The 24,743-nt window shown below is 63.8% G+C and carries 24 protein-coding genes; 9 read left to right on the forward strand and 15 right to left on the reverse strand.

Going from position 1 to position 24,743, the window contains the following annotated elements:
* Positions 1-43 precede the first annotated feature (43 nt).
* The 5 genes from NKJ76_RS08755 (at position 44) to NKJ76_RS08775 (ending at position 6,464) form a co-directional block, all read left to right on the forward strand.
* Positions 44-1,039, forward strand: a complete 996-nt coding sequence (locus tag NKJ76_RS08755; RefSeq protein WP_023828588.1) for a glycosyltransferase family 2 protein — start codon at positions 44-46, stop codon at positions 1,037-1,039.
* Positions 1,039-1,983, forward strand: coding sequence for a glycosyltransferase family 2 protein (locus tag NKJ76_RS08760; protein ID WP_502902284.1), 945 nt, complete (start codon positions 1,039-1,041; stop codon positions 1,981-1,983). Before NKJ76_RS08755 ends, NKJ76_RS08760 begins: the two co-directional genes overlap by 1 nt.
* The gene (locus NKJ76_RS08765; protein ID WP_023755602.1) at positions 1,973-2,923 is read left to right on the forward strand and encodes a glycosyltransferase family 2 protein; all 951 of its coding nucleotides are present in this window, start codon (positions 1,973-1,975) and stop codon (positions 2,921-2,923) included. The genes NKJ76_RS08760 and NKJ76_RS08765 overlap by 11 nt, the downstream gene beginning before the upstream one ends.
* 75 nt (positions 2,924-2,998) lie before the next feature.
* Positions 2,999-3,895 (forward strand): UTP--glucose-1-phosphate uridylyltransferase GalU, encoded by an 897-nt coding sequence (galU, locus tag NKJ76_RS08770; protein ID WP_352537227.1) that lies wholly within the window; start codon positions 2,999-3,001, stop codon positions 3,893-3,895.
* Positions 3,896-4,085: 190 nt separating this feature from the next.
* Positions 4,086-6,464 carry a polysaccharide biosynthesis tyrosine autokinase gene (locus NKJ76_RS08775; protein ID WP_352537228.1) on the forward strand — a complete coding sequence of 793 codons (2,379 nt, stop codon included), beginning with the start codon at positions 4,086-4,088 and terminating at the stop codon, positions 6,462-6,464.
* 89 nt (positions 6,465-6,553) lie between these two features.
* Here the strand turns inward: NKJ76_RS08775 and NKJ76_RS08780 are convergent, their stop codons facing one another.
* Both NKJ76_RS08780 and NKJ76_RS08785 read right to left on the reverse strand, forming a co-directional pair.
* Positions 6,554-7,255: a metallophosphoesterase family protein gene (locus NKJ76_RS08780; protein ID WP_245260382.1), complete on the reverse strand. Its 702-nt coding sequence runs from the start codon at positions 7,253-7,255 to the stop codon at positions 6,554-6,556.
* A 71-nt stretch (positions 7,256-7,326) separates the two neighbouring features.
* Positions 7,327-9,234 (reverse strand): propionyl-CoA synthetase, encoded by a 1,908-nt coding sequence (locus NKJ76_RS08785; protein WP_023684216.1) that lies wholly within the window; start codon positions 9,232-9,234, stop codon positions 7,327-7,329.
* 218 nt (positions 9,235-9,452) lie between these two features.
* On the opposite strand from NKJ76_RS08785, the gene NKJ76_RS08790 reads away from it, so the two are divergent.
* The 4 genes from NKJ76_RS08790 to NKJ76_RS08805 all read left to right on the forward strand — a co-directional run bounded on the left by NKJ76_RS08790 (position 9,453) and on the right by NKJ76_RS08805 (position 12,510).
* The gene (locus NKJ76_RS08790) at positions 9,453-10,250 is read left to right on the forward strand and encodes a DUF2259 domain-containing protein (protein WP_352537229.1); all 798 of its coding nucleotides are present in this window, start codon (positions 9,453-9,455) and stop codon (positions 10,248-10,250) included.
* Between the two features lie 546 nt (positions 10,251-10,796).
* On the forward strand, positions 10,797-11,084 hold the full coding sequence (locus tag NKJ76_RS08795) for a PqqD family protein (RefSeq protein WP_023684213.1): 288 nt from the start codon (positions 10,797-10,799) through the stop codon (positions 11,082-11,084).
* Entirely contained in the window at positions 11,084-11,518 is a 435-nt protein-coding gene (locus NKJ76_RS08800) for a lasso peptide biosynthesis B2 protein (RefSeq protein ID WP_023668789.1), read from the forward strand. Before NKJ76_RS08795 ends, NKJ76_RS08800 begins: the two co-directional genes overlap by 1 nt.
* On the forward strand, positions 11,515-12,510 hold the full coding sequence (locus tag NKJ76_RS08805) for a phosphoenolpyruvate carboxykinase (ATP) (RefSeq protein WP_023694189.1): 996 nt from the start codon (positions 11,515-11,517) through the stop codon (positions 12,508-12,510). Before NKJ76_RS08800 ends, NKJ76_RS08805 begins: the two co-directional genes overlap by 4 nt.
* A gap of 8 nt (positions 12,511-12,518) precedes the next feature.
* Here NKJ76_RS08805 and NKJ76_RS08810 read toward each other — a convergent pair whose 3' ends face one another.
* From NKJ76_RS08810 to NKJ76_RS08870, 13 genes are all read right to left on the reverse strand, one after another.
* Positions 12,519-13,544 carry a nucleotidyltransferase family protein gene (locus tag NKJ76_RS08810; RefSeq protein ID WP_352537338.1) on the reverse strand — a complete coding sequence of 342 codons (1,026 nt, stop codon included), beginning with the start codon at positions 13,542-13,544 and terminating at the stop codon, positions 12,519-12,521.
* A 448-nt stretch (positions 13,545-13,992) separates the two neighbouring features.
* Positions 13,993-14,979, reverse strand: a complete 987-nt coding sequence (dhaK, locus tag NKJ76_RS08815; protein WP_352537230.1) for a dihydroxyacetone kinase subunit DhaK — start codon at positions 14,977-14,979, stop codon at positions 13,993-13,995.
* Positions 14,980-14,999: 20 nt separating this feature from the next.
* The gene (locus NKJ76_RS08820) at positions 15,000-15,425 is read right to left on the reverse strand and encodes a hypothetical protein (protein ID WP_023668784.1); all 426 of its coding nucleotides are present in this window, start codon (positions 15,423-15,425) and stop codon (positions 15,000-15,002) included.
* 10 nt (positions 15,426-15,435) lie between these two features.
* Positions 15,436-17,022 carry a phosphoenolpyruvate--protein phosphotransferase gene (gene ptsP, locus NKJ76_RS08825; protein WP_352537231.1) on the reverse strand — a complete coding sequence of 529 codons (1,587 nt, stop codon included), beginning with the start codon at positions 17,020-17,022 and terminating at the stop codon, positions 15,436-15,438.
* Complete coding sequence (locus NKJ76_RS08830; RefSeq protein WP_352537232.1) at positions 17,006-17,308, reverse strand: HPr family phosphocarrier protein; 303 nt, start codon at positions 17,306-17,308, stop codon at positions 17,006-17,008. Before NKJ76_RS08830 ends, ptsP begins: the two co-directional genes overlap by 17 nt.
* A gap of 21 nt (positions 17,309-17,329) precedes the next feature.
* Positions 17,330-17,719 carry a dihydroxyacetone kinase phosphoryl donor subunit DhaM gene (gene dhaM / locus NKJ76_RS08835; protein ID WP_023690004.1) on the reverse strand — a complete coding sequence of 130 codons (390 nt, stop codon included), beginning with the start codon at positions 17,717-17,719 and terminating at the stop codon, positions 17,330-17,332.
* A complete protein-coding gene (gene dhaL, locus NKJ76_RS08840; RefSeq protein ID WP_023732533.1) occupies positions 17,716-18,318 on the reverse strand; it encodes a dihydroxyacetone kinase subunit DhaL in 603 nt (200 codons plus the stop codon). The genes dhaM and dhaL overlap by 4 nt, the downstream gene beginning before the upstream one ends.
* Positions 18,319-18,388: 70 nt before the next feature.
* Entirely contained in the window at positions 18,389-20,032 is a 1,644-nt protein-coding gene (locus NKJ76_RS08845; RefSeq protein ID WP_352537233.1) for a dihydroxyacetone kinase subunit DhaK, read from the reverse strand.
* A gap of 64 nt (positions 20,033-20,096) precedes the next feature.
* A complete protein-coding gene (locus NKJ76_RS08850; RefSeq protein ID WP_352537234.1) occupies positions 20,097-21,110 on the reverse strand; it encodes an ABC transporter ATP-binding protein in 1,014 nt (337 codons plus the stop codon).
* Positions 21,103-22,215 carry an ABC transporter ATP-binding protein gene (locus tag NKJ76_RS08855; protein WP_023684204.1) on the reverse strand — a complete coding sequence of 371 codons (1,113 nt, stop codon included), beginning with the start codon at positions 22,213-22,215 and terminating at the stop codon, positions 21,103-21,105. The genes NKJ76_RS08850 and NKJ76_RS08855 overlap by 8 nt, the downstream gene beginning before the upstream one ends.
* A gap of 2 nt (positions 22,216-22,217) precedes the next feature.
* Positions 22,218-22,421 (reverse strand): hypothetical protein, encoded by a 204-nt coding sequence (locus NKJ76_RS08860; protein WP_023668776.1) that lies wholly within the window; start codon positions 22,419-22,421, stop codon positions 22,218-22,220.
* Positions 22,422-22,635: 214 nt separating this feature from the next.
* Positions 22,636-23,586, reverse strand: a complete 951-nt coding sequence (locus NKJ76_RS08865) for a carbohydrate ABC transporter permease (protein WP_023690009.1) — start codon at positions 23,584-23,586, stop codon at positions 22,636-22,638.
* Positions 23,583-24,530 (reverse strand): carbohydrate ABC transporter permease, encoded by a 948-nt coding sequence (locus tag NKJ76_RS08870; RefSeq protein WP_352537235.1) that lies wholly within the window; start codon positions 24,528-24,530, stop codon positions 23,583-23,585. The genes NKJ76_RS08865 and NKJ76_RS08870 overlap by 4 nt, the downstream gene beginning before the upstream one ends.
* Positions 24,531-24,743: the final 213 nt, after the last annotated feature.

Here is a 24,743-nt window from a genome sequence, read left to right on the forward strand (position 1 = left end):
GATGGCTGATGATGGGAAAAATACAGAGTATGGGAAGGCGCCAATGACGCAAACCGAAGCGCTTCCGTCGAGCCTGATCGTCATTCCGTGCCTGAATGAGGCAGCCCATATCGGCGCGCTGCTCGAGCAGCTCAGGCCGGCAGCGCTAAGGCTCGGCGCCCGCATCGTCGTTGCCGATGGCGGCAGCACCGACGGCACTTTGGCCATTGTCGAAGCGGTTGCGGCCAAGGACCCTCAGGTCGTCCTCCTGCACAACCCAAAACGTATCCAGAGCGCGGCGATCAATCTCGCCGTCGCCAGCCTCGGTGACGGCGCCGAATACCTGATCCGCATCGATGCCCATGGCGGCTATCCCGCCGATTATTGCGACCGGCTGGTCGAGGAGGCGCTCGCCACTTCAGCCGATTCGGTCGTCGTCTCGATGCTGACCAGCGGCAGCGGCGCGGTGCAGAAAGCGGTCGCGGCGGCGCAGAATTCCAAGCTCGGCACCGGCGGCTCCAAGCATCGGCACTTCTCGGCCGGCGAATGGGTCGACCATGGCCATCACGCGCTGATCCGGATCTCGGCCTTCACCGCGGTCGGCGGCTATGACGAGACCTTCAGCCACAATGAGGATGCCGAACTCGACTACCGCCTGCGCCGGGCAGGCTACCGCATCTGGATGAGCGGCAAGACGCAGATGGTCTACTATCCGCGTTCGTCGCTGAAGGGCCTGTATTTCCAATATCTCGGCTATGGCCGCGGCCGCGCCAAGAATGTGCTCAAGCACCGCATGATCCCGAAAGTTCGGCAGATGATCCCGCTGCTGGTGGCGCCGGTCGTCCTTCTCGCGGTATTTTCCTTTATCCACTGGCTGGCGGCGGTGCCGCTGCTGGTCTGGGCTTCGGTCTGTCTGGGCTACGGCGCTGTGACCGCCATCAGCCAGCGCAATCCCAACAATGTGCTGGCGGGCATTTCGGCGATGGTCATGCATTTCGGCTGGTCGCTCGGGTTTTGGCTGCAACTGCTCGGCTCGCGATCGCAGCGCGGGGTGGCATGATGGTCGCCGACAGCCGCCGAATCGACATCTGCGTCTGCACGTTCCGGCGGCCGGAACTGGCCGACACGCTGCGGTCGCTCGCTGCCATGGATATGCCTGCCGGTTTCGGCATCGGCGTCATCGTCGCCGACAATGACGACGAGCCGACCGCCGAGCCGCTGGTGACCGCGCTGGCGAGCGAATTGAAGCTCGTGGCCCGCTACCGGCACGCTCCGGCGCGCAACATCTCGGTTGCCCGCAACGCCTGTCTTGATGCCAGCACGGCCGACTTTGTCGCCTTCATCGACGACGATGAAACCGCTTCCCGGCAATGGCTGGCCGAACTGATTGCTATCGCGGAGACAAGCGGCGCCGAGGCCGTGCTCGGTCCGGTGCGGGCGCTCTACCGCCCGGATGCGCCGGACTGGATGCGCAAGGGCGATTTCCATTCGACCTTGCCGGTCTGGGTGCAGGGCGAAATCCGCACCGGCTACACCTGCAACGTCCTTTTGAGGATGAGCGCCGACAGCTTGCGCGACCGTCGTTTCAGCCTGGCGCGCGGCCAGAGCGGCGGCGAGGACACCGAATTCTTCGACCGCATGGTCAAGGCAGGCGGTCGCGTCGCCTTTGCGCCGGAGGCGTGGGTCGAGGAAGTCGTGCCGCGTTCGCGAGCCGCTTTCGACTGGCTGCGCCGCCGCCGCTTCCGCTTCGGCCAGACGCATGGCCACCTCATCGGCCATGACGCAGGCGTGATAGAGCGTGCGAAGGCTGTCGGCCTTGCCTCGGCCAAGGCCGTCTATTGCTTCGGCATGGCGGCGTTGACCGCGATTAGCCCGGTCCGCCGCAACCGCAGCGTGCTGCGCGGCATCATGCATGTCGGCGTCGTCAGCGGCCTCGTCGGTATCAGCGAAATTCGCCAATACGGACTGTCTTCCCCGCAGCAAGGAGGCAAGCGTGCAGCCTGACGTCTCCTTTGTCATCGCAGCCTACAATGCCGCGGCCACGCTCGACCGGGCGATCGCAAGCGCCATGGCCCAGCGCGATGTCAGCGTCGAAATCATCGTCGCCGATGACCAGTCGCGCGACAACACGCTCGACGTCGCAAGAGCCTATCCAAAAGATGTCGTCAAAGTGGTTGCGCTGCCGGCAAATCGTGGCCCTGGCGGCGCCAGGAATGCCGGCCTCGACCTCGCCACAGGCCGCTGGGTCGCGGTGCTCGATTCCGACGATGCCGTCCTGCCCGGGCGGCTCGCCGCCATGATCGCGCGAGCCGAAAGTGCGGGCGCTGTAATCGCCGTCGACAACCTCCAGGTGGTGCGCGAGGACGGCATTGCCGAAGCGACGATGTTTCCCGCCAAATATCTGGAGGGCCTGCGTGAAATCACGCTCGCCGACTACATCGCTGGCAACATCGTTTTCGAATCCACGTTCAACCTTGGCTATCTCAAGCCGATCTTCCAGCGCCGTTTCCTGATCGAAAACGGGCTTCGCTATGATGAAAGTCTGAGCATAGGCGAGGATTACATCCTGCTCGCCAACGCGCTGGCCAAGAGCGGAAAATGCGTCGTCGAGCCGACGACCGGCTATATCTACCACATCCGCACGGGCTCGATCTCGCGCGTGCTCGAGCTTCACCATATCGAGGCGATGCGCAAGGCCGACGCGGTCTTCGCCGAGACCAATTCCATGGACGCTGCTGCTGCGGCCGCCTTCGCCAAACGCGCCCGCAGCCTGCGCAAGGCGGCATCGTTTCTGTCGCTGGTCCAGCACATCAAGGCGCGTTCGCCGTTGAAAGCGATACGCACCGCGCTAAGTGATCCGGCGGCTGTCAGGCACATGTCGATGCCGATCGCCGTCCGCCTCAAAAGGGTGGCGGCGCAGTTTGCCGTCGGCGCGGAGAGGTAAGGAGGGCGAGTACATGAAGACGTTTGTTCGTGGCCTGCAACAGGCTGAAATCGATCTGCTCAGAAGGAATTTGCGATGAAGAAAATCAGGAAGGCAGTCATCCCTGTGGCGGGGCTTGGAACACGGTTCCTGCCGGCAACCAAGTCGATTCCGAAGGAGATGCTGCCCGTGGTCGACCGGCCGGTCGTCCAATATGCGGTGGACGAGGCCTTCGAAGCCGGCATCGAGCACATCGTGTTCGTCACCGGCCGCAACAAGGCTGTCATCGAGGACTACTTCGACCTGCACCCCGAACTGATTGGAACGCTCGAACAAACCGGCAAGAAGACCCAGCTGGAGGCGCTCGAAAGCATGCTGCCCGTGGCGGGCGCCACCAGCTTCATCCGCCAGCAGTCGCCACATGGTCTCGGCCATGCGGTGTGGTGCGCACGCGAAGTCATCGGCGACGAGCCCTTCGCCCTGCTGCTCCCCGATATGGTGTCGTTCGGTCGCCGAGGTTGCCTGGCTGAAACAGTCGATCTCTATCAGCAGACCGGCGGCAATGTGATCGCCGTCGAGCGCTGTGATCCCAGCGAGACCAGCAAATACGGCATCGTCGGGCGCGGCGCCGAGACAGGCAGCGGCTTCGAGGTGACGGCCATGGTCGAAAAGCCGGCGCCGGCCAATGCGCCGTCGAACTATTACATCAACGGCCGCTACATCCTGCAGCCCGGGATCTTCTCGCTGCTGGGCAACCAGCAGCGCGGCGCCGGCAACGAAATCCAGCTTACCGATGCCATGGTGCGGCTGGCGAAAAGCCAGTCTTTCTTTGCCCAGCCTTTCAATGGCCGCATGTTCGACTGCGGCTCCAAGGAAGGCTTCATAGAGGCGACCATCGCCTTCGCGCTGGCGCGCGACGACATGAAGGGACCTGTGCTGGAAATGCTGCAGGCGTTCGTGCGGTCGCATAAGCGTCAGGAAGTGGCCGCATAATGCCCATCTTTCGAGGGCATATGCGTTTGGACGATGGCGCGGCTCCTGCCTGCACGCCTGGCCGCTCAGGCCCGGCGCCGGATGGCATGAAGCTTGCGTTGCATATCTTGCCCCCAATCTCCGCAGCTTCGGACGAGGTGGGGCCTGACCCGTCTCGCTCCGGCGCCTGTAACCTAGAATTGGATCGAAGATGAATTATGCCAGCTTTCCTCTCGACAAGAGGATGCCGTTGCCCAACCCCGATCAGGAAAAGGGTGAAGACTTCATCGACGTCGAGCGCCTGCTTGGCATGGCGGCGCGTCAGGTCAAGGTGGTGGCGGTCTGCGCCATCATCGGCCTGTTCCTGGGGTTGCTCTATCTGCAGACCACGCCCAAGCAATACATGTCGGTCGCCAGCGTGCTGATCGACGAAGGCCTGAACAAGGTCATCGACGACATCTCGGCTGCATCCGTCACCATGCAGACCGACGCCGCCCTGCTCAGCCAGATCGAAATCATCACCTCGGCGCGGCTGGCCTCGGTGGTGGTGGACAAGCTGAAACTCGACCAGAACGCAGAGTTCATGAGCCCGCCGCAATCGGCGCTGGTCAAGGGCATCGGCTTCGTGCGCGGCGTGATCGGCTATTTCCGCTCAAGTTCCGCCGAGCAGATTCCCGGCATGGAAAACGTCGATGAGGCGACACGCCAGGCCATGATGCAGACGGCGCGCCACGACTATGCCGTGCTGAAGCTGCAGAGCGAGGTGCTGGCGCAGCGCAACGGCCGCTCCTATGTGCTCGCCATCGGTTACCAGTCGACCAATCCGGCACTCGCCACCGCCATCACCAAGGCCTATGCCGACGCCTATCTCGCCGACCAGCTCAATGCCAGCTTCGACGCCACCGAGCGCGCTGCGGTCTGGCTGCAGGGCCGGCTGACCGAGCTTCGTCAGAACTCACAGGCGGCCGCTATGGCGGTCGAGAAATTCAGGGCCGAGCATGGTCTGGCCGCCAACAGCGACGGCCAGCTGATCAGCGACAAGCAGATTGCCGATCTCACCGCGCAACTGATCGTCGCGCAGGCCGATACGGCGCGCGCCAGCGCCCGCTATCAGCAATACAAGACCATCGTCGAAAGCGGCTCGGACAATGCCTTCAACGATTCCGCCATCTCAAGCGATCAGCCGGCAAGCTCCGTCATTGCAACGCTCAAGACCCGCTATCTCACAGTCGCCAAGCGGCTGCAGGACGTGACGGCCAATTTCGGCGCCGACCATCCGCAGGCGGTGGCGCTGGCCAAGGAGAAGGCCGACCTGTCGACCCAGATTTTCGGCGAGTTGAAGCAGCTGACCGAAAGCTATCGCAATGAATATGAAGTCGCGCTTTCACGCGAGACCTCACTGAGGCAGAAGATCGCCGACGCGGCCGGCAAGAGCTCCATCGACAACCAGAGCCAGGTCAAACTGCGCGAGCTCGATCAGCAGGCGCAGGCGCTGACCACGCTCTACCAGACTTTCCTTAGCCGCTACGAGGAGGCCTCGCAGCAGCAATCCTTCCCGGTCGGCAAGGTCCGCATCATCTCGGATGCCTCAACGCCGCTTTCCGCCTCAAGCCCGCGCACCTCCAGGGTGCTGGCGCTGTCGCTGGTGCTTGGCGTGCTGCTTGGCGCCGGCTTTGGTGGCCTGAATGAGTTCAACGAGCGCTTCTTCAGGACCGGCGAGGACATTCGCGATCGCGTCGGCCTCAAATTCCTCGGCTATTTGCCGATGATCGGCGGCAGGCTCGGCAAGGACGCCGACGACGGTGCGGCGGATGCCAAAGGCGCCAACACATTGTCGGCGGCCGAGAAACGGGCGCGCTTGCGGGTCAGCGTCGATGCGCCGGCATCGATGTTCTCCGAAACGCTGCGCAACGCCAAGATCGCCTTCGACGTCGTCATGGAAGGGCAAGGCAGCCGGGTCATAGGCGTGGTCTCGGTCCTGCCCGGCGAGGGCAAGTCTACGGTCGCCGCCAATCTCGCCGGATTGCTGGCCGCCAACGGCTCGAAGACGCTTTTGATCGACGCCGATCTGCGCAATCCTGGCCTCAGCCGCAACCTCGGCATGGAGGCCGAGCAGGGGCTGATGGAGGCCGTGGTCAACGGCCAGACCTGGCAGTCGGTCGGCAAGGTCGACCGCCAGACCAAGCTGGCGATCATCCCGGCCGTGCTGCGTGGGCAGTTCTCGCATACCAGCGAGCTGCTGTCGTCGGCCGGCATGCGGCGCTTCATCGACAACGCCAAGGAGACGTTCGAGTACATCATCGTCGACCTGCCGCCGCTTGGCCCCGTGGTCGACGCCAAGGCGTTTGCGCCGCTGGTCGACGGCTTCGTGCTGGTTGCCGAATGGGGCCGCACGCCGCGCGCCATGGTGCGCTCGCTGCTGGAGCAGGAACCCTACGTCGCAAGCAAGGTCGTCGGCGCCGTGCTCAACAAGGTCGATCTGAAGAAGCTGCCGAAATACGGCTCGCTCGGCGGCTCGGAAAAGTTCTTCGACCGCTATTCGACCTACTATCTGGAGAAATCGGACGTGCGGGCCAAGACCGCGGCCTGAACGGAGCGCGATCCTGAAAAGGAGCGTGATCCGGAAAAGCGGATCCGGTTTTCGGAAAGGATCACGCTCAAACGAAGAAGCACGGCAGGTCAGGAAAAGATCAGCTTGCCGAATTTACCGGCGATCCTGAGCGCTGTCAGCCGGCCGCTTTGAAAGGCGCCGGTGTCGATGCCGAGCCTTCGCCCGTCAAGCCTGGGGATATCGACCGGCGTGTGCCCATGCACCACAAAGCGGTCGAGCAGATAGGCGGCGTTGAAGAACTCGTCGCGGATGTTGAGCAGGTCCTGCTCATCCTGTGCGACCAGGTCGATACCCGGCCTGATGCCGGCATGGACGAAAACGAATTTATCCGAACAGAGCAGCACCGGCAGGCTGCGCAGAAAGTCGATATGGCTGGCCGGAATGACTTCCTTCACGCGCCGGTCGACCTCGTCGCTCAAGGCATAGAGGCTGGCAAGCCGCGCCGGATCGACCCCATAGGAAAACAGCGTCTCGAGGCCGCCGACCGCCAGCCAGCGGTCCCGCGACAGATAGCCGTCGAGATAGTTCAGCATGGCCACTTCGTGGTTTCCCGCCAGGCAGACGCGCAGGAACTCTGTTGGCGGCAGCGCCAAGAGGTGGTCGAGCACGCGCGACGATTGCGGCCCGCGATCGATATAGTCGCCGAGCATGACGATAATCTTGCGGCCGCGAAATTGCAGCGCGTCGAGCTGGATCTTCTGCTCCAGCGACAGCAATTCCTTGTAGCAGCCATGCACGTCGCCGATCGCGTAGACGACGGTGTCGTCCATATCCATTTCCAGGCGCTCGCGCGGCGCCGGCCGGGGAGGTCTGGACCGCTGAAACAACGCCACTGGGGCCGTCAGACCCCGATGCCGCGGGCTTTGAGCGCCGCGGTGATCTCGTCAAGAATGGCGGGATCGTCGATTGTCGCCGGCATCGTCCATTCTTCCTTGTCGGCAATCTTCTGCATGGTGCCGCGCAGGATCTTGCCGGAGCGCGTCTTCGGCAGGCGCTTGATCGTCACCACCGTCTTGAAGGCGGCGACCGGGCCGATCCGTTCGCGCACCAGCCCCACCACTTCGCGTTCGATGGCAGCGGTATCGCGCGACACACCGGCATTGAGCACGACGAAGCCGAGCGGGACCTGGCCCTTCATAGCGTCAGCGACGCCGATGACGGCGCATTCGGCAACATCGGAATGCGCTGAAAGCACCTCCTCCATGGCCCCGGTCGACAGCCGGTGTCCGGCGACATTGATGATGTCGTCTGTGCGCGCCATGACATAGAGGTAGCCGTCTTCGTCGATCATGCCGGCATCGGCCGTCTTGTAGAAGCCGGGAAACTCCTCGAGATAGGCCTGCCGGAAACGCTCGTCGGCATTCCACAGCGTCGGCAGGCAGCCGGCCGGCAGCGGCAGTTTCACCACCACATTGCCAAGCGTGCCGCGCGGCACTTCATGGCCGGCATCGTCGAGCACGCGAATGTCGTAGCCCGGCATCGGCACGCCGGGCGAGCCGTATTTCACCGGCAGCAGGCCGAGGCCTGCCGGGTTGATGGTCATCGGCGAGCCGGTCTCGGTCTGCCACCAATGATCGACCACCGGCACGTTGAGTTTCTGCTCCGCCCATTTGATGGTTTCCGGGTCTGCGCGTTCGCCGGCCAGGAACAGAGTGCGGAATTTCGACAGATCGTATTTCGGCACGAATTCGCCCTTGGGGTCCTGCCCCTTGATGGCGCGAAAGGCTGTCGGCGCGGTGAACAGCGCGACAACGCCGTGTTCGGCGATCACCCGCCAATAGGTGCCGGCGTCGGGTGTGCCGATCGGCTTGCCCTCGAACAGCACGCTTGTCGCACCATGCAGCAGCGGTCCGTAAACGATGTAGGAATGGCCGACCACCCAGCCGACATCGGAGGCCGCCCAGAATACTTCGCCCGGTCTGACGCCGAACTCGTTTTCCATCGTCCATTTGAGCGCGACCATGTGGCCGCCATTGTCGCGCACGATGCCCTTCGGCTGGCCGGTCGTGCCGGAGGTATAGATGATGTAGAGCGGGTCTGTAGCCAGTACCGGAACGCAATCGACGTTGGCGCCCGCCGCCCGCTCGCGGGCAACGGCGTCGGCAAAATCGATATCGTAATGCTCCCTCAGATCGCAGCGCAGCTGGTCGCGCTGCAGGATCAGGCAGGCGTCCGGCTTGTGGCGGGACATTTCGATCGCCTTGTCGAGCAGCGGCTTGTAGGCCACGACACGTCCAGGCTCCAGGCCGCAGGACGCGGAGATGACCAGCTTCGGCTTAGCGTCGTCGATGCGGGTGGCGAGCTCGTGCGAGGCAAAGCCGCCGAACACCACCGAATGCACCGCGCCGATGCGGGCACAGGCAAGCATCGCGATCGTCGCTTCGGCCACCATCGGCATGTAGATGATGACGCGGTCGCCTTTGCGAATGCCGCGGTTCTTGAGCACCGAAGTCAGCGCTACCACTTCGCGCTTCAATTCGGCATAGGTGAATTTCTTGACCGTGCCGGTGATCGCGCTGTCGTAGATAAGTGCGATCTGGTCGGCGCGGCCGCCTGCGACATGGCGATCGAGAGCGTTGAAGCAGGTGTTGCAGGTGGCGCCGTTGAACCAGCGCCCGTAAACGCCCGCCTTGGCATCGAAGACGCTGGTCCACGGCGAATACCAGTCGATCGCCTCGGCGGCAGCGGCCCAGAATTGTTCCGGGTCGCGTTTCCAGCCGTCATAGACCTCGTGGTAGCGTGACGCCATTCATCCCTCCTCGGGAAAACTCTCTATGTTGCAATAGCCTATGCGGGTTTTCCCGGCCACGTCTTTCCCCAAATGCCATGTCTTTCCCGAAATTTGGGGCTTGGCCGATCTCGCCTTGGCCATAAATTGCAGGCACCATGGCCGGGTTTGAAATCGGGGCAGGGCGCGCAATGACGGTACGATACGGGGTTGGATCTGCCGTTGGAGCAGCGCTGCTGTTGACGATCGTTTCCGCCGCCCAGGCCGGCGATGCCGCCGCGCGGCGCATCATCGGCTTTTCCCCCGACGGCAAATATTTCGCCTTCGAGCAATATGGCGAGGTCGACGCTGCCGTTTCCGGCTGGTCGCAGATCGACATCATCGACACAAGCACAGACGAGTTCGTCGGCGGCAAGCCGATCCTTGTCCTCGATGAATCGGAAGAGGCGACCACGACGGTGGAGCAGGCACGGGCGCAGGCCGCAAAGCAGGCCGCGCCAATCCTGGCCAAATACGGCATCGCCGAGCGCGGCACGCGCACGGCCTCCGACAGGTTCACCTTCCCGGACGACACGGTCGAGTACAACGACATCCCCCGCCTCGAGCAGGCCGCGCAGAAATGGCTGTCGCCGTTCTATGGCGAAACACAGATTTCGACCATCCAGCTCGATCAGATTTTGGCCGACAGCAAGGAGGATTGCTCGGCAAGCTTTGATGACGCCAAGGAAGGCGACCAGCCTCTTCAGGGGCACAAGACACTTCAAGGCGACAAGACACTTCAAGGGGACAAGACGGGCAAGGCGCGCGGCTTCCGCCTGTCGCTGCAGGGGCAGGACGGCAAGCCGTTCAAGGTGCTGCACGAGGACAAGGCCGTGCCGGGCTCGCGCAACTGCCCGACCTCCTACAGCCTGTCGGAATCCTACGAATACGCCCCGCCCGACAAGCCGGCGGTACTGGCCGTGCTGGTGCAGCGCTTCAGCCAGGGCTTCGAAGGACGGGACCGCCGCTTCATCGCCGTAACCGGCCAGGCACGCTAAGCCGCGGCCCCCCTTGTGGCAGGCAGAAAAAGCTCATGCGCCCGGAGAAAGCAGGGCGTTCGTGTCGGATATCAGCTCTTAAAGCGGCAAGGCCGCCAGCATCAGCCCGACGCCACCCGCAATCAATATGGCGGCTGCCAATGCTTTTCGATGACGTTCGAACGCGGTCGGCGCCCGCTCCCAATTGTAACGCATACCCAATGCTCTCCCAAAACCCCGCGACTGCATAGCTTACTTTAGGTAAGAAAAGCAAGACCTTGACCCTGCGAGATAGCCGGCTTGACGGTTTGCGGCGGTGATTACCAGCTGCAATCACCGACGATTTCTGGGGTGCTTCCCTGTTCTCAGGCTCTGAATGATGTGGAAGTTACCACAATCTGAAATTGGATGTCTCCATTAGGCTTCGGTCGCCTGTGTCGTGAGGATGGTGGCGTTGCCGGATTGCCACAGAACGGTCAGGCCGGCCTGTTCTCCCTCTCGCCCGCGCAATGGACAGACCCGCATCGCCGCGCTATCTGCTCTCCAGGAAAATGGTGGAGGGGCTCCATGGCCCAAATCGGTTCTGAAATGGTTCTGCGGCTGGCGGACGACGCCTCGGTCCAGCATGTCGGCGATGGCGCCGTCGTGCTCTTGGCGCGCAGCGGCCAGCTTTACACCTGCAACGGCACCACCGAAGCCTTTCTCGACAAGGTGGACGGCGCCCGCAGCCTTGACCAGATCGTCGTCCTGTTGTCTGACGAGTTCGAGGTCGACAAGGGCACGCTCGACCAGGACATGGCGGCGCTGGCCGCCGAACTGGTGAGCGAAGGCATTCTCGCCGACCCGGCTCCCTGATGGTGGACGGCGTTCTCCTGCGCGCTTTGTTTCGTGTCCATTTATGGGCAAGCGCGCGGCTGATGCCGACCCTGATCGGCCGCCGCAGCTTCGAATCGGTGCTGAAATGGGCGCCGCTCAGCGCACCCACCCCTTATCGCGGCCTGTCGTCAGCCTACATCGTCGCTGCCGTCAACCGGACCGTCCGGCACCCCTGGCTGATGCGCGACCGCAGATGCCTGCGCGAGGGCCTGCTCGCCCACCGCTTCCTGCGCTTTGCCGGCTTCGATCCGGATCTGCGCTTCGGCGTCGATCCGAAGTCGATGCAGGCGCCGCGTATGTCTGCCCATTGCTGGGTCTGTCTCGATGGCCGCCCGGTGGTCTCGGACAGCCTCCCCGGCATGGTGCAGATCTATCGCCATCACGCCGATGCCGGAAAGGCGCACGCTGCTTGACCGGTCCGGCGACCACCTTCTGCTATGATCTCCAGGGCCAGGTCATCAGCATATCGGCCTCGCGGGCCGATCTCTGGCCGAGCTTCGACCTCTTGCTCGGCACGTTGCGCGTGAGCGGGCCGGTCGAGCCCGATTTCCGCGTCGACATCGTCGAGACGCGGGAGTTACCGGAATCGCCTGCCGGAAAACTCGCTTTCGACGGCGAGGTGCCGGAGGACGGCCATTGCCGGCTGATCGACGGTGGCGGCACCGTTCATCTGGTCTTTCCCGGCCTGCAGACCGTCTCGATCAATGCCGATGGAGGCTGGGCCGAGATACGAGTCCATCCCGATGCCAAGGTCAAATGGACGGTGCTGATGATGGTGCTGGATGCAGCACTTGATGCCGGCGACCAGCACATGCTGCACACCGCCGGCCTGACATTGCCCGGCCGCGAGGCGCTCGTGCTGATCCATGCGCCGAGCGGCACCGGCAAGTCGACGACGTCGCTGGCGCTGGCGTCGCAAGGTTTCGGCCTGTGCTCGGATGACGCCATGATCCTCAAGGTTTTGGCCGGTGGCGGCATCACGGCCTGGGGCTTGCCGCGCAAGGTGAAGGTCCACCGCCACACCGCGGCAATGCTGCCCTTCGTGGCGCCTTGCCTTGGCGACAAATGGGACGCCAATGGCGAGCAGGCCGTCTCGCTGGAACGTCTCGCCGAGATCATCCGCATCGAGGAAACTGTCGGCAGACCGGTTGCGGCACTGTTTCATCTCGCCCGCTCGGCGGACGCGCAAACCCGGCTCGTGCCCATGACCAGGACAGACGCCATGGTGGCGCTTGCCACCGACAATGTCAGGACCGGCATGACCGGCCTTTTGCCGGCGCAGAAGCGCCGCATGGCAACCATCGCAACGCTGGTCAAAGCCGTCCCGACATTTACCCTGGAAGTCGGCGCGAACCCGGCCGAGGCGGCCCCGCTGATCCGCTCGGCGCTGGCGGCGCGGGACTAAAGCACACTTCAGGCAGAATGCGGCTTTGGCCTGGCGAGGCGCTGGATCCAGCGGAAGGCGTCGCGGCGCAGGCGCGAATGCATCTTGTCCCTGGAATTGACGCCGAGCAGCGTATCGCCGGTGATCAGCCATTTGGCCAAAAATATCGAGAGGTCGGGCTTGATGCGGTCGGCCAGTTCGATCGCGCGCGGTGCATCAAACAGCCGCCCCGTCACATCGAGAACCGTCGCCAGTTCGAGCTCGATGCCGCTGATGCGCGCCGCCTCGAAAAGCCGGTCTTCATCCGCGGGCGACCGCAGCGCGCGCACGCCCTGCAGCACATCGACGCAAAGCTGCAGCCGGTGGAACTTGTGCCCGCCGGCGGCGTGGACAATGGCGATGGTCAGCAGCGCGGCCGGCGTGTCGGCCTCGCTGCCGTCGATGATCTGCAATTCGCGAAAGCCCAGCGACAGCCGCCGCCGCATGCCGGAATCATGCACCAGGTTGCCGTGCAGTTCGATCAGCAGGCTGGTATTCTCCTTCTCCAGCCACTTGAACTCCTGCAGATCCTGCGACTGCGCCTCGCCGCTCCAGAGCTCGAAGCCGCATCCGGCAATCACCGTGTTGGCTTCAATGATGCTGGCCGGCTCGACCAGAATGTCGATGTCGGTGAACGGCCGGTCAGCGGCGTGGCGGTAAAGTTTGCGTGCGAAGACCGGACCCTTGACGATGCGGGCCGGAACATTTTTCGCCGCCAATGCCTTCATGATGCGGTCGCCATGATATTGCAGCAGCATCGATTGGCCGGTCGCCAGCGTCGAGCGATCACGCAGTTCCGACAGCTTTTGCCGCAAGGCTGCGTCCGCAGGCAGTTGGGCGTCGCCGATCTCGCTGAGCTTGCGCAGCATGATCGGCAGCACGCCGTGGAACTCGGCATTGGCGAGCAGTGCCAGCAAGCTTTCGGCAGCAACGTCACGGCCAATGGCAACCGTCGCCTCCGGGTCGGCGAAGGTCAGCAGCAGTTTTTCATCGGCAGGCGCAAGAGATGGCAGCATCAAACCCGGATTGCGTTCGCCCACATCAGCAATTCCCGTCCGGAATTGCGTCAAACAACCAACTCAGAGGAGCGTATGTTGCAGAAAAGCATGCATGAAGCCAGCGTGTGGTGGCAGAACCAGCTCATGAATTGACTTTCCACGGTTTCGGTCCATTCTTTTGCACTGGACTGAAAAGGGTGTTTGGAATGGCCAAGAAAAAGTATGAAGCGCCCGTGCTGCGCAAGGCAGGAAAGTTGTCCAGCGTGGTGGCCGGGCCGTCGCTGCCGATACCGCGATAAGACTTCTACGGCTTCGGTTTGGATGAAGCCGGAGCGGTCGGCCGCAAGGCAAGCCGCGCTGCAGGCGGGCAATCTGTCGGCGTGACTGCGGGTAACGGTCCGTCCGGTCCCGCAGGCTAAGGCAAGTTCATAAGCCGCCTGTTCGGGATATGGGCAAGGCCCCTCCGTTACAGTCCCCAGCGCAGCGCGGCTGTTTGCACCGGCGCGTCCCACATTGACGTTGCCTCGTCATCCAGCATGGTCAGCGTGATCGAGCAGCCGGCCATGTCGAGCGATGTCACGTAGGACCCGACCAGCGAGCGGGTCACCGTCACGCCCTGTTTTTCGAAGATGTTTCGGGCGCTGTTGTACATCAGATAGAGCTCCATCAGCGGCGTGCCGCCAAAGCCGTTGATGAACAACAGTGCCGGGCCTTTCGCCCTGTCGCCGAGATCGCCCAGGATCGCGGCGCAAATCTCTTCGGCGATCGCATCGGCGCTTTTCAACGTGTCGCGACGCCGGCCGGGCTCGCCATGAATGCCGACGCCGAATTCCATCTCGCCATCACCAATCTCGAAGGTCGGCCTGCCGGCCGCCGGCACCGTGCAACTGGTCAGCGCCACGCCCATCGAACGCGTCGCGCTGTTGATGCGACCGCCGAGCGCCTTGAGATCCGCCAGCGCCATGCCTTGCTCGGCGGCGGCGCCGACGATCTTCTCCACCACCAGCGTGCCGGCGACGCCGCGCCGGCCGGTCGTAAAGGACGAATTCTCGACGGCGACGTCATCATTTATCACCACCTGCAGGACGCCGTCGGCCATTTCGCCGGCCATGTCGAAATTCATCACGTCGCCTTCATAGTTCTTGACGATGAACAGGCAGCCGGCGCCGGTATCGACGGCGGCGGCCGCCGCCAGTATCTGGTCCGGCGTTGGCGAGGTGAAGACCTGGCCGGGGCAGGCGGCGTCCAGCATGCCGTGACCGACAAAGCCGGCATGCAACGGCTCGTGGCCGGAACCGCCGCCCGAGATCAGCGCCACCTTCCCCGGCTTCAGTGCCCTGCGGCGGATGAATTTGTGCTCGTCGCCCAGCACCAGAATGTCGCCGTGGGCGGACACGAAGCCGTCGAGGCTTTCGGTCAGCACCGTGTCGACGGAATTGATGAATTTCTTCATGTGTCCTCCCGACACGTCGATCAGCCGCCACTCCTGCCGGTGATGCTGGTGATCTTCTGGATGAATTCGTTGATCGCCTTGTCGAGCGCTGCATTCTGCTTGTCGTCGCCGAAATCGGGCACGATCAGCGAGACATGCCGGGTCTTGCGCATGCCTGCCGCAACCGACATCTTGCCGGGATGCGCCAGATGATAGGCAGCCAGAAACTGATCGCGCTCGGCCGGACTGAAATGGCAGACCGAAAAAATAGCCGGCAGATGTTTTGACGGGATCGGGGTCGAATAGGCCGCGCTGGAAATCTGGGTGACGAAGCTGCGGTGCTTGCCAAGCGCGTCGGCAAGGCGTTGTCGCATACCCGACGGTCGCTGGTCGATGACCTGCGACAGGATCGTCTTGTAGGCGCGGATCGCCTCTTCGGAGCCGGCTTCTGGTGTCTTGTCGGCCATCTCAGTCATCCTAGACCGATGCATCCGAGATGGCCGCCTTGGCCATGGCGAGTTGGGCGGGAGCCACCGAGAGATCCCGCAGGCCGGCCTCGAGCAGTGCCGGGATCGATGCCGGATCGCCGCCGGCATCGCCGCACAGGCTGACTGGGATTTTCGCGCGCAGGCCAAAAGCGGCAACCGAGCCGATCAGCCGCAACACGGCGGGATGGCGGACAGAATTAAGATGCGCCACGGCTGCGTTATCGCGGGCAGCCGCCATTACATATTGGGTCAGATCGTTCGAACCGATCGAGAAGAAGGCGACATCGGCGAACGCCTCCGGCGCGATCGCCACCGAAGGCACCTCGACCATGATGCCGAGCGGCGGCATTTTTTGCGCGATGCCGCGCGCGGCAAGCCCGGCCTGCTCCGCCACGAACAGAGCGGCGGCGCGTTGGTATTCCTCCGCGACGGCGATCATCGGAAACATCACCTTCAGATTGCCGTGCACCGCCGCGCGCAGCAGCGCCCGGATCTGTACGCGAAACACCTCCGGCCTTGCCAGCGACAGCCTGATGCCACGCAGCCCGAGGAACGGGTTGCTCTCCTCGACGGTGAAGCCCGGCACCGGCTTGTCGCCGCCGGCGTCGACGGTACGGATGGTCACCGGCTTGTCGCCTGCCCATTCCAGCACCTTGCGATAGGCCTGGTATTGCGTCTCCTCGTCCGGCGGCGCCTTGCCGAACAGGAATTCGGTGCGCATCAGCCCGACCCCGTCGCAGGTCGAAATGTCGATGCCGTCGACCTCGGACGGATCGGCGATGTTGACCTGCACGCGCACTGTCGTCCCGGCCCGGGTTACCGCCGGTTTCGCGAGATAGACTCCGGCCTTGTCTCGATGTGCCACAAACGAGGACGAGGACCGGTGGAACGCTTCGATCTCGGTCGTGGTCGGCGAAAGCACGATACCGCCATGCTCCGCATCGAGCAGAGCCAGACCGACGGGATTAGCCGGCGAAGCGCCAAGCCCCACCACCATCGGCACGCCGCGCGAGCGCGCCAGCATGGCGACGTGGCTGGCGGCGCTGCCGGCCCTCAGCGCGATGCCGCCGCCGGTGCTCCAGTCGGTCTCGAGAAAGCGCGTCGGCGCGATGTCCTCGCCATAGAGAATGGCGCCCGCTGGTGGAGCGCTCTCCTGCTCCTCGGTAAGGGCGCGCAGCACGCGGTCGCGGATATCGCTGATATCGGCGGCGCGAGCCCGGAAATAGTCCTGGTCTGACGTTTCGTAGCCGGAGATCTCGGCGTCCAGCGCCTGTCGCCAGGCCATGTCAGCCGGCATGCCGGACGCGATCGCGGCAAAAGCCGGGCCGGTCAGTGCCTCGTCCCCAAGCATGGCGAGCTGGAATTCGAGAATGCCGGCGGCCTCGTCATCGGCGGTTTCGATCAGGGTCGCGAGCCGGTCCGTCGCGCTGGCGATAGCTGCTTCCAATGCGGCCTTCTCGTCCGCGGCGCTCGCCTTGCCCGTGTAGTGCGCGGTGCCGTTGTCGAGGTTGAACAACGGCCCCTCGGCATAGCCGGCCGAGGCCGAAATGCCTTGCAGCCTAAGCGGTTCGGGCATGGCCCGCATCCTCGTCGAAACCGCGTCGCACCAGCTCGGCCAGCGCTCTCACGGCATCATCGGCGCTGTCGCCTGTGGCGCGGATGTGCAGCATGGTGCCTTTCGGCGCCCTGGCCGCCATCACCTTGACGATGCTCTTGGCGTCGAACCATGGGCCGTTGGCGGCAAGCGCAATCTCCACCTCGGCGGCAAAGCTCTTGGCAAGCTTGGTGAACTTCACCGAAGGGCGCGCGTGCAGACCTACCTCGTGGGTGATCAGGACGGTGGCCTCGGCAAATGCGGACATCAGGTCAAAATTCCCGTTCGCTCACGACGGCGACAATTCATGCGCCGTCGCCACCACTTCCTTCAGCGAGGCCCCGCCGGACGCCTCCGTCGCAGCCATCACCGCGCCTTCGACGATCGGCGCGTTGCAGACGACGATCTTCTGCGCCCGCGGCTCGCCGATCATTTCCACTGCCATTTCCGAATTGGTCTCGGCGCCGCCGAGATCGACCAGTATGGCGACGCCCGCCTCCGACCACGCCTTGTCGATGGCGCCCATGATCGCTTCGACGCTGGTGCCGAGCCCGCCATGGCCGTTTCCGCCGCACCATGCAAGCGGCACTTCGTCGCCCACCATCTGCCGCACCATGTCGGCCGTGCCTTCGGCAACCAGCGGCGAGTGCGAGACGATGACGATGCCGACATTGCTCATGCTTGGCCCTCGACGGTTTCGGCGACGGTCCGCACCAGCAGCGCCACAGAGCGTCCGCCGGCATCCATATGACCGATTGAGCGGTCGCCGAGGAATGAGGCGCGACCGCGTGTTGCCTTCATCGGCACGGTCGCTTCGGCAGCCGCGTCGGCAATATCAGCGATTTCCGAGCCTGTCTTTCCATTCGCGAGCGCGTCATGCACCGGATACAGCACATCGAGCATCGTCTTCTGGCCGACCTGCGATTTGCCTCTGGCGGCCACCGCCTCGATTGCCTTGCCGAAAGCAGCCGTCAGCTTGGGGCGATCCGGCTCTCCTGAAATCTCCTTGCCGAGCGCCAGGAACAATGTGCCGAACAGCGGCCCGGACGCGCCGCCGACCGTCATCACCAGCTTGGTGCCGATCGCCTTCAGCGCCTCGGGCAGCGGCTTTGCAGCGAACGCCCCGGCATCGGCGCGCACAGCCTCGAAGCCGCGCTTCATGTTCAGCCCATGGTCACCGTCGCCGATAGCCTGGTCGAGCGCGGTCAACTCTTCCGAGTGAGCGGCGATCGTGTCCGCGGCGGCGGTGATCAGCCTGGCAAGGTCGAACGCTGCCATGTCCAGATTCCCGGTTTCGATCCTGCCGGCAGTATCGCAAGAGTTTTCATTCGACAATCGAAGCATGCCGTCAGGCCGCTGCATGCAGCGCGGCGGCGGCCGCGAACACTTCGGCCACGGCATGGGCGCCAGGGTCGACTACGCCTTGCAATTTGGCGCCAACATAGGCGGAGCGTCCGGCCTTCGCCTTCTCCATGGCAGCGGTCGCCTCGGCGCCGTGCCGTGCCGCTGTAGCCGCGGCATCCAGCCCCTTGGCATCGAGCGCCTTCAGCGCCGGCTCCAAGGCATCGACCATGGTGCGGTCGCCGACCCTGGCGCCACCGTAAAAAGTAATGCGGTCGAGCCCGGCAAGCAGCGCCTTGGACAGGGTTGCTCCGCCATTCGAAGCCTGAGCCGCCGCCGTGAAGAAGATCGACAGCAGGACGCCTGAGGAGCCGCCCATTGCGACGCCCAGACTATCGCCTATAGCCGCAAGCGTGGCGGCAGGGTCGGCCAGCGGCAGCGCATCGAGCCGTTCCAGCACGCTGCGCGCGCCGGTCGCAACCGTCGAACCGGTATCGCCATCGCCCGCCTTGGCGTCGAGCCCGTTCAGTGTCTCTTCGAGCGCGATCAGCCGTTCGCAGACCGTGATGATCAAACGCCTGGTGCCGGAATCCTGGCTGGCCCTTTGGGCTGCGCTGTTTCCAGCCGCTTTCGCCATAGGCACGATAGCCGGCGCGACGACGGTTTTGGCCGGCATCCAGGCATGTGGGCCGACAGGCGCCAGCAAGGCTGCCTCGCGCGCCGCATCGAGCTTGATCAGCGACAGCGAAAAACCGTTCATGTTGAGCGCCGTCATCAGCGGTCCGGGGCCGATCGCAAGCTTCACGGTCTTGGCCAGCGGCGAGGCCAGCACGGCATTGGCGACCAGCGACATTTCGAGCGGCGGCACCGAGCCGAGATTGTTGATGAGCAACGCGTGGCTGGCGTTCGGGTCGAGCCGCGCGGCCAGCCGCTCCGCCATGATCGCCACAAGTCTGTCGGCGCTCTGCACGGCGATGCGCTCGACGCCCGGCTCGCCATGGATGCCGAGGCCGAGTTCGCCGTCATTTTCGCCGAACCGCTCTTCATGTGGCTGGCCGGGGATCGAGCAGGACGACAGCGACATGCCGAGCGAGATGATGTCCTTCGCCGCCGCGCGAGCCGCTGTCGCGATCGCTGTCAGACCGCTTCCCGTCTCCGACAAATGGCCTGATATCTTGTGCACGAACAAGGTGCCGGCGACGCCGCGCGGCTGGTTGATATCGGGCAAGGCAATGTCGTCGGCGACGATCGCCATCTCGACGCGAAACCCCTCGGCGCGCGCCTTCTCGGCCGCGAGGCCGAAATTGAGGCGGTCGCCGGTGTAGTTCTTGACGATCAGCAGGCAGCCAGCCGGGCCGGTCACCGCGCGAATGGCCGCCAGGACCGCCTCGACGCTGGGCGAGGCAAAGATCTCGCCCGAGACCGCCGCCGTCAGCATGCCCTTGCCGACAAACCCGGCATGCGACGGCTCGTGCCCGGCACCGCCGCCGGAGACGACCGCAACCTTTGCCTTGTCCCAGTCGGCGCGCAGCACGACCTTGATCTCGGGATAGCCGTCGAGGCGGGCGAGATCGCCGGAACCGATAGTCCGCAACAGCCCGTCCAGCGCCTCGGTGACGATCGTTTCCCTGCGGTTGAAAAAGTGCTTCATCGAATTCGTCCTGTATTCGTCAATCAGAAGCCGGTGCCGTGCCCTTGGCGAGACACCGAAAACCTCACATCAGTCTTTGTCCGTCGGCGCCGAAATAAAGTGGCGAGCGGTAGCGGATCACCACTTTGTCGCCCTCGGCCAGATCCGTATCGGGGTCGGTGAGCGTCACCAGTTTCTTCGGGCCGACCGTAACATGCAGATGGTTCTGGTCCCCGAGATGTTCGACCCAGTCGACGACGCCGTCGGCATGGCCGCTTGCGGTCTTCTCGATCGACAGATGCTCGGTGCGCGCGCCGATGGTCTTGGTTCCGGTCGGCGCCCCACCATCAGGCAGCAGCCCGGCCGGCAGCAGGTTGATCGCCGGCTGGCCGAGGCGGGCCGCGACATGAAGGTTGGCCGGCTCCGAATAGATTGTGCGCGGCGTGCCGATCTGCACCAGCACGCCGTCATTGAGGATGCCGATGCGATCGGCCATGGTCATCGCCTCGATCTGGTCGTGCGTGACATAGAGCATGGTGGCGCCGAGTTCGGCCTGGATGCGCTTGAGTTCGAGCCTGAGATCGGCGCGCAATTTGGCATCCAGCGACGACAGCGGTTCGTCCATCAGATAGATCGACGGTTTGCGCACCAACGCTCGGCCGATGGCGACGCGCTGCATCTCGCCGCCCGACAGCTTGGTCGAGCGGTTGGCGAGCTTGTGGTGGATGCGCACCATCTTTGCCACCTCTTCGACGCGGCGGCGAATCTGGTCCTCCGGTACTTTCCGCGCCGGCGAGCGCAGCGGGAAGGCGAGGTTGTCGTAGACTGACAGATGCGGGTAGAGCGAATATTGCTGGAAGACGAAAGCGGTGTCGCGCTCGGCCGGCGACAGCGTCGTCGCATCGTGGTCGCCAATATCGATCCTGCCGCCCTCCGGCCGCTCCAGTCCGGCGATCAATCTCAGCGTCGTCGTCTTGCCGGCGCCGGTCGGGCCGAGCAGCACGACGAATTCGCCATCGGCGATGTTAAGGTCGAGGCCATTGACGGCGACATGATCGCCAAAGCTTTTGGTCACGCCCTTGATGTGCACGTCAGCCATGCTGCGCTCTCCCTTGAGAGGCGGTATCGTGGATCGCGGTGCGCACCGCCCGACCCGAGCCCTTGTCGAACAGCGACAGCCGCGCGCTGTTCAACGTCAGCCCGACGTGATCGCCGGCAGCGAGCCGGATTTCGGCCGGCACCCGCGCCTTGATGATGCCGTCCGCCGTCTCCACCGCCACGATCTGCGTCGTGCCGAGATATTCGGTGCCGTAGATGGCGCCGCGCAGTTTCGACGCATCGTCGAAACGGATGTGCTCGGGACGGATGCCGAGCGCCATGTCGGCGGGCGCAATTTCCTCGCGCACTTCCGGCACCGCCACCTTGGCGCCCTGGACGACGATTTCCTTCGCCCCCTTCGCCAGCCCGCCACCGAAGCCCAGGAAATTCATCGGCGGCGAGCCGATGAAGTCGGCGACGAACATGGTTGCCGGGCGGTCGTAGATTTCGCGCGGGCTGCCGAACTGTTCGATGACGCCATGGTTCATGACGGCGATCTTGTCGGCCATCGACATCGCTTCCATCTGGTCGTGCGTGACATAGACGGTGGTGGCGTGGATGCGGTTGTGCAGCTCGCGCAGCTCATGCACCATCAGATCGCGGAATTCGGTGTCGAGCGTGCCGAGCGGCTCGTCCATCAGAAAACACTTTGGCCGCCGCACGATGGCACGGCCGAGCGCGACCCGCTGGCGGTCGCCGCCGGCAAGCCCTGAGACCGATTTGTTGAGCAGGTGGTCGATGCGCAGCAGCTTCGCCGTTTCCTCGACACGGCTTCGAATCTCGGCGGACGGCATGCCTTGCGCCAGCAGCGGGAAGCCGATGTTCTTGCGCACATTCATATGCGGATAGAGCGCGAACAGCTGGAACACGAAGGCAATGTCGCGCTCCCGCGCCCGGCGCATGGTGACATCCTCGCCGCCGAGCAGGATCTGGCCGCCGGTCGGCAGTTCGAGCCCGGCGATCATGCGCAGCGTCGTCGTCTTGCCGCAGCCTGACGGCCCAAGCATCACGAAGAACTCGCCATCCTCGACGACGAAGCTGGAATCCTGCACGGCGACGAAATCGCCGAAGGCCTTTCTCAAATGTTGGACGCGGATTTCGGCCATGATTATTCCGGGAATTTCGAGACGATGATGAACATCACCGTGCCGGCGAGCATGGTGATGAAGGAGTAGGTGTAGAGCGCCAGCGCGAAGGGCTGGAACAGCATCAGGAATCCAATGGCGATCAGCGTCGTGGCGATATTTTCCATGAGGCCGCGCCGGGCCCAGCGAGGCCAGGATGACTTTTTGGAGATGGCTGGGCGCGTCATGCGTAGCTGCCTTCCTTCTGCCCGGCAACGGGGCGAGACGGTTGCCAGGTGGTTCCCCCACTCCGTCGCTGCTTCGCAGCGCCACCTCTCCCCCCTCCGGAGGGAGAGGAAGGGAGCCTGGCTGAATGAAGTTCGCGTCCTTCCTCTACCCCGTCGATCGGGGGAGAGGTGTCGAGCGAAGCTCGAGGGAGTGGGGGTCGACCTGGCACATCAATCATTTGCGCACCGCCCCAAAAGTGATGCCGCGCAGCAATTGTTTGCGAAGCAGGACGGTGAAAACCAGGATCGGCACCAGGAAGATCGTCGTGCCGGCCGCCACCGCCGGCCAGTCCTGGCCGCCTTCGCCGATGATGGTCGGGATGAAGGGCGGCGCGGTCTGCGCGGTGCCGGACGTCAAGAGTGCGGCGAAGGCATATTCGTTCCAGGCGAAGATCAGGCAGAAGATGGCGGTCGCGGCGATGCCGGTAGTCGCTTGCGGCAGCACGGTGCGCCAGAAGGCCTGCAGCCTGGTATAGCCGTCGATCATCGCCGCTTCCTCATACTCGCGCGGGATCTCGTCGATGAAGCCTTTCAGCAGCCACACCGCGAGTGACACGTTGACCGCGGTGTAGAGCAGGATCATGCCCAGCGCGGTGTCGGACAGGCCGAGCTCGCGGTACATCAGGTAGATGGGAATCGCGACCGCGATCGGCGGCATGAAGCGCGTCGACAGGATGAAGAACAGAAGGTCATCGGCCAGCGGCACCTTGAAGCGCGAGAAACCATAGGCAGACAGCGTGCCGAGGAAGACCGCGCAGAAGGTCGAGCCGAAGGCGATGATCAGCGAATTGACGAAGCGCGGCAGGAAATTGGACGGGCCGGCAATCACCATGTTGCGCTTGCGCGAGGTCTCGTCGCAGAAACCGGTCGCGGGTCCGAGCGAGTTGATGTACTCGGGCGTTTGCCTGGTGCGCGTCGTGAACAGGTTGCAATAGCCCTCGATGCTCGGCTGGAACAGAATCTTGGGCGGATAGGCGATCGAATCCGGCGGCGTCTTGAAGCTGGTGGCGAAGATCCACAGCAGCGGCACGATCGAGATCAGCGCGTAGAGCACGATGATCGTGCCGGCGATCCGCTTCGAATTGGCCGAGGGGGCGACGACGGAGTGGGCGGTGGTCAGGCTCATCTCTGCTTCACCTTGTTCAGCGCCTTGACGTAGATGTTGGCCAGCCCGAACACCGCGACGAACAGGATGATGGCGAAGGCTGAGGAATAGCCGGTGCGCCAGCTCTCGAACGCCTGCCGTTTCAGCGTGATGGAAGCGACCTCGGTGGTCGAGCCCGGCCCGCCACCGGTCAGCAGGTTGACCATGTCGAACATTTTGAAGTTCTCGATGCCGCGAAACAGCACTGCCAGCATGATGAAGGGCAGCGCCATCGGCAGCGTGATCGACCAGAACTGCCGCCAGTTGGACGCGCGGTCGACCTCGGCGGCTTCATAGATGTATTCGGGGATGGAGCGCAGGCCGGCGAGACAGATCAGCATCACATAGGGCGTCCACATCCAGGTGTCGACGATGATGATCGACCACGGCGCCAGCGACACGTTGGACAGCATCTGGATGTCGGTCGGTGGTATCCGGGTGACGAACGAGATGGCATAGGCGAACAGGCCGATCTGCGGCTCGTAGAGGAAGCGCCAGAAATTGCCGACCACCGCTGGCGACAGCATCATCGGCACCAGGATGATTGTCGTCCAGAAGGCGTGGCCGCGGAATTTGCGGTCGATCAGCCAGGCCAGCGTGAAGCCGATCAGCGTCTGCAGCAGGATCGTCCAGAACACGAAATGCGCCGTCGTCTGCATGGCGATCCAGATGTCCTGGTCGCCGAGGATGCGCTGGTAATTGGCGAAGCCGAGGTTCTTCACCACCTCGTTCGGGCGGTTCGCCCGGAAGTTGGTGAAGGACAGGTAGATCGCCCAGAACAGCGGGAAGATGTTGATGGCCAAGAGCAACAGGATCGTCGGCGAGATGAACAGCCAGGCGAGGCCCTTGTCGCTGATGCCCCGGGCCTTGCGGGCCAACGGCTCCGGGGTCGCCCGGGCAACGTTCTCCGCAGTCCGATTCAGCATGGTGAGTCCTGCTTCGGTCACGTCAAGTCTCGACACTGGAATTTATCTGAACTGCGTCCCGTGCCAAGGGCAGCACGGGACCAAGAGCATGATGCCGAAAAGTGTGAAGCGGTTTTCGGACGACATCATGCTCTCTCTCTTTCTAGCCCTGAGGCGGATGATTTCTGGTCGATTCCGCCTGAAAATCATCCGCCTCTGGGGTCAGGCTCGGGA

This window comes from Mesorhizobium sp. M0029 (genome assembly GCF_040323735.1).
In the GTDB taxonomy this organism is placed as follows: Bacteria; Pseudomonadota; Alphaproteobacteria; order Rhizobiales; family Rhizobiaceae; genus Mesorhizobium.